This window comes from Candidatus Eisenbacteria bacterium (assembly GCA_018831195.1).
In the GTDB taxonomy this organism is placed as follows: domain Bacteria; phylum Eisenbacteria; class RBG-16-71-46; order CAIMUX01; family JAHJDP01; genus JAHJDP01.
Genome location: JAHJDP010000090.1, coordinates 1 through 5,262, shown reverse-complemented (window position 1 = coordinate 5,262; position 5,262 = coordinate 1). Strand labels below are relative to the sequence as shown.

Annotated in this window: 5 protein-coding genes; all 5 read right to left on the bottom strand. The window is 51.5% G+C overall.

The features are described 5' to 3' along the window. A complete protein-coding gene (locus tag KJ970_15895) occupies window positions 1–1,563 on the bottom strand; it encodes a recombinase family protein (protein MBU2692406.1) in 1,563 nt (520 codons plus the stop codon). Then, window positions 1,560–2,033: a DUF2924 domain-containing protein gene (locus KJ970_15890; protein MBU2692405.1), complete on the bottom strand. Its 474-nt coding sequence runs from the start codon at window positions 2,031–2,033 to the stop codon at window positions 1,560–1,562. Before KJ970_15890 ends, KJ970_15895 begins: the two co-directional genes overlap by 4 nt. Continuing rightward, complete coding sequence (locus tag KJ970_15885) at window positions 2,030–2,239, bottom strand: hypothetical protein (GenBank protein MBU2692404.1); 210 nt, start codon at window positions 2,237–2,239, stop codon at window positions 2,030–2,032. Before KJ970_15885 ends, KJ970_15890 begins: the two co-directional genes overlap by 4 nt. 390 nt (window positions 2,240–2,629) lie before the next feature. Further along, window positions 2,630–3,589, bottom strand: a complete 960-nt coding sequence (locus KJ970_15880; GenBank protein ID MBU2692403.1) for a hypothetical protein — start codon at window positions 3,587–3,589, stop codon at window positions 2,630–2,632. 272 nt (window positions 3,590–3,861) lie between these two features. Next, window positions 3,862–4,332 (bottom strand): hypothetical protein, encoded by a 471-nt coding sequence (locus KJ970_15875; protein MBU2692402.1) that lies wholly within the window; start codon window positions 4,330–4,332, stop codon window positions 3,862–3,864. Window positions 4,333–5,262: the final 930 nt, after the last annotated feature.

The following is a 5,262-nucleotide window of genomic DNA, read 5'->3' as shown; positions in this document are numbered from 1 at the left end:
TCATGGTGCCCCCTCCTGTGAGAGCGCCTTGATCCCCGTCGGTCGAAACGTTATGGCGAGCGTCTCCCCGTCATATCCCACTCGCTCCACAAGAAGTTGGACGGCCCGGGCTTGTTCCCTGGGTGATAGGGAATCCCATATCGGTGCAAAACTCTCAAGAGCGGCGGCCAGATCCTTCTCATCGACCTGCTCGCTCTCAAGCTCGGCTTTCCGCCTGCTGATCTCCCCCAGCCGCGCCTCCTCGGCCTCGATACGTTCCTGAAGATCAACAAGCTTGGTGGGTCTGGATTTCTGGCCTTGGCCCTTAGAGGAGGGTCCCACGAGGCGCTTCACCTCGGTGGACCACCGCCTCAGGTCCTTGGCGATTGTCCGCCGCTCGCGGTCGAACTCATCGAGTTGCCCCTTCACATTTGCCCGGATCGTCTCCAACACTTTTCCCTGGAGCTTCGGATCGGTGCCAATGCACCGGATCCGCTCCACCACGAACCGCTCGATCTCTCCTGCCGGGATGGATTTCGTCGGGCAGCTGTCCCGGCCATTCTTCTGAGCCTGGCCGCAGACGTAGTAACGGTATCTCCGATCACCTTTGTTCGTATAGGTGTGGTACATCGCGGTCTCGCAGGGAGTACACCAAAGGATCCCACGCAAGAGTGCGTTATACTTGTTCCGGGAAGCACGACCGCCAGCGGTGCCGTTACGACCGAGCATTTTCTGCACCCGCTGCCAGACCTTCTCATCCACAATGGCCTCATGCTCACCCGGATAGACCGATCCGCGATGCTGAATGTTGCCGATGTATACTATGTTTGTGAGCATGCGGGAGAAATTGCCCTTCTCGAACGGGACACCACCACGTTCCAACCCCTTCTTCGTTGTCCATCGCTTCGTCGTCCACCGCCGCCGGTTCAGCTCCCGCACGGTCTCGAGCAGCGATTCCTTCTCCAGGTAGAGATCAAAGATCGCACGGACCCTGGCGGCTTCCTCCTCGTTCACCACCAGCCGCCCACCTGCGGGATCAATGTCATATCCGAGAACCGGAATACCACCGATCCACTTACCCTTCCGCCGGGCCGCAGACATTTTGTCACTTGTCCGCTCGGAGATGATCTCCCGTTCGAACTGGGCGAAGCTAAAGAGCATGTTGAGCGTCAGCCGACCGATGGAGGTGTTGGTGGCGAACTGCTGGGTGACGGAGACAAAGGAGACGCCGTGCTTGTCCAGGATCTCGATGATCCGGGAGAAGTCGAGGAGCGAGCGGCTCAGGCGGTCGACCTTATAGACCACAACGCAATCAACCTTCCCACCCTCCACGTCAGCCAAGAGCTGCCGCAGGGCCGGACGATCCATCGTGCCGCCAGAGAAACCACCGTCGTCATAGCGATCAGGGAGGAATGTCCAGCCCTCCGCCTTCTGGCTGGCGATGTACGCCTCAGCCGCCTCCCGCTGGGCGTCGAGAGAGTTGAAATCGGAGTCGAGACCCTCGTCGGTGGATTTGCGGGTATAAATGGCACATCGGGTGACATCCGGCTTCTTTGTCGTCTTGCGTCCATTCCGAACGGTCATTTCCCGTTCCCCCTCTTGGCAAGATCAAAGAAGAGATAGCCATTCCACTGGGTGCCGGTGATCTTCCTCGCCACCGCCGACAGAGACCGATAAACCTCCCCCTCGAACTCGAAGCCCTCATCCAGGACCATCACGGAGATCGTTCGGCCCTTGTACTCCCGGGTAATGACCGTCCCGGGCATGGGAAGCCGCCGATCATGTGATGGCCGGAACCGGTGGATTTCGGTGCGTCCCCGTGGGGCTATCAGCCGAAGATCGGCTTCGTTCGCCAACTCCCTGGCTCGGCGTAAGGCTCGCTCGGATAGACCGCCCTCTTCATTGGCCTGGAGCCGCCAGGCAATCCGTTTTCGTAGAAAGTCCTTATGCCGGGATCGGGTCTCTTCCCCGAAGACCTCGGCGTATTTCTCCCGAAGCTCGGCGACGGTCATGTTGCTTAGTCTTTCGATCTCCCTGGCGATGTTGGGTTTCATTCCGGGGCCTCCTGTTGAATCGGGTCTCTGCCCGTTAACCCGTTGTCCAAACAACTGCTTGGGTGGCCGGAAACATCCAGTGGTTTCTCGGTGGACGCAGCAGATAGATCGGAGGTGGAGGCAAGCTCCGGATTTCGGCTTCTGAGGCGAATGAAACCGGCGGACAGGATATCCGCAAGCTCACGCAGGCGCTGCTCGGGCATCATCTCATCGGGATTATCTAGGAAGTCCATGCTCCCTCCGGGGCGAACCGGAGCGGGAGGCTACATCAGGAGGGGTGCTAGCGGACCGACAGCCCGGGCAATAAAAAAGACGCTATGGGATGGCTGCCTTCGCCAACACCCACAACGCCTTCCGCTTTGCGGCCGGGCCGCTGTCTGGTGATAAATCGCGCCGCCCACTATCGGGGCAACGATCCTGCTTTCACTACACCATACTTACACATTCTGCAGGATCAGTCAATCCTGACCTCCTCTCATCGCTTTCGTGGCACACTCTATGGAAGGCACAGTGTCACAGAGAAAAGTGTAAAAATACTGGACACTACCGTATGGAATAATTAGGCAAGCCAAAAGGCTCTCGAGAATTCCATCAGATCATGGATTTCCGGCATTGTCTTTTGCCCAGGACAACGGCGTGAATTTGGCCATTTCTGAATCGGATACCGTGGAAATGCGTACTTTGATGTCAGTTATATAATTGTTGGGATTAATCTTCGCGTCCCAGCACGAAGCGAAAACGGAAAGTGTCGGATTTTTTCCTGCATAACTCCCAACAAAAGGAAAATCATCTTTATATGTAGATAAAATGTTCTCCAAAGCACGATGGGCATCAAGGTCGGTGGTAACGGGATCTGGGGGAGCAGCTTCATCTGTTCGCCTTCCTATGCCTTGAGTGGGGGCAATTTTCTCGAAACTAACAATCCAACTCCCAGGGGTTCCAAAGCATGAGAGACGGCCATAGACGGTTCCATTCTGATCCCTGGATTGGATCGTCACCGGAATATCAGCCTCTTGCCAATTCTTCTTCCTACGTATCTCTTTTTCTATCTCTCTGGCGACTCGTTCAAGTTCTTCTCCCTTATAATCAAACCTGGGAGGAGCAGCTTTCTTGATTTCTTGAACGGTGTCTTCCATTTCTCTTAAGAGACGATAATATTTGAGTTCCCTTAGAACAAATTTAAATCGATTCCCCTGGTCATTTGCATTTTTGAGAGGCCCTGCTTCCTCAGGTGACACTCTACTGCCATTTGATGTACAAATTTCGTCTTTGTATTTGTTAAAAAGAATCTCAACTGCCTTTTCGCATACGCTCTTTGTATATTGTTTCCTAAGTCGAGCTCCAATTCTACGTTCCTCTTCGTCGATCAAATCGAAAGCCGCTAAAGTCTTCCTGCTGAACTTTTCCACCTGGTCTTGGATTATGCCGCTGACGGGAGACATCACAAACTTGGGGAATTTAAAAAGTGTATATATAAAGACAAAGCTGAACAGACTGTATAGGAGAAAAATAGTCAACATGCCTGGATCAGTTTTAAGTATTGCCTTGTGAACCATTGTATATAGGGGGGCAAATGCAAAGTGGCAAAACACAAATGAAAGGAGACTCCAAATAACGGAATAAGACAGGAGGCTCTTGATCCATCTATCCCCAAAAAGATGAGGAGGAATTTTGGCGGGGTTCCTATATCGTTCAATATAAATACATAAGGACAATAACGAGACTGCAATGCCGCAAAAACAATACATTATAAGAACGACAACACTCAACGGACGCCTCCCTTTTCAATCTGTCCCACTCTCGCAAGGTGCAAGCATAAACAATCAGCTCAGATAGAAGGACGTCCGAATGCTCTTTTCCAGGGCACCTCCATAACCTCGTATTCATAATCTTTTTCTGAATCGGGCTTCATTTCAACCAGACCCAAGGCCTTTAGCATTAGAATTGCTCCCCAGACTTTTCTTGGCCGAATCAGAAGCTCTATGCTTACCTGGCTGGCACAGAGAACGCGAATCCTAAGTAGGTTGAGTACTCTATTGCGGATCTCTTTGCAATAGCCTTCATTCTCGAGGAGCTCCACAACCTCCAAAAGTTGTTTCTTGGTTAATTTGAATTTCTCCATAAGGAGCTCAGGTTCCGGCGGAAGATACTCATTGCCATCCAAAAGCTGCTCTTCGGTTAGGTTGAATATCCTCCTTATCACTTTAGGATCCGGCTTCTGTACCAGATATTCATCACAGAACCTCGCTATTTCGGCTGAGCGGGAAACCTCAGGACTTTTATCCACTGTCGTGCTCATGTTTAAGACCTCCAGGTTAGCAACTCCTGATTCAGGACAAGCCAGACCATTCTTGATATATATGGAGTATAGGAGCAAAAGGCATGCCCGCGACCCCTGGTTCCTCTGGGGAAGAGGATGTTTTTGGCATCCGAAAGAATGCCCTCCCTGCACGAATATATCGCACGCGACCAAATGTCAGATCATCTACAGTGATAGGCACTATACCCCATTCCTTTGGGCTAGTATAGGGGTTAAACTTAGGCACCCTCCCTGGCACCATTGATCCAAGATAGATCGAATTCTTCTCCGAGTACTAATGATATTTAATATTTCTAATTTTTTTTCATCTCAAAGTCTAATAAAAAAGCGTATATTGACTAAATAACGCCTATGATACAATGAGAAAAAGAGCAAAAAGTAACCGATTTCTCCGTAAGATGTACTGAAGTCTGTACTGAAGTCATCCCTCGGTGGTCCTGTGATCGAAAAATATGACTTCATAAAAGATTCGAGGCCATAGGTTGCCTGGATGGGGGTTCTCTTATAGATCATACCGTTAATTTCTTTGAGGTCTCGAATCCTTTTATCCCGGGATTATGATTTTACCCAAGAAAATGGACACGTATTCCGCGAGAACACCATCCGCAGTAGATGCAATTGACGTCACGCCAAGACTCGATCGCGAGTTCGTAAAGGGTCTCACCCGGGGTCCGCGTGCAACGCGAGCGTCAAAAACTTACCAGCCGAGAACACAGAACAAGAGAACTTCGGCGATCCATCGCCCAGTTCGAGTAATTTGACCGGTATCCGAGCGACACCCTTTCCAAACAGAGAGCCCCGTTCAGAATGCCGCAACCGCAAAACTCTATGACACTTACAGATATAGCGAACCCCAATGTCCTAAGCTACCGGCGTCAGCGTCAACCAAAAGAGCCACCCCATTTCGAG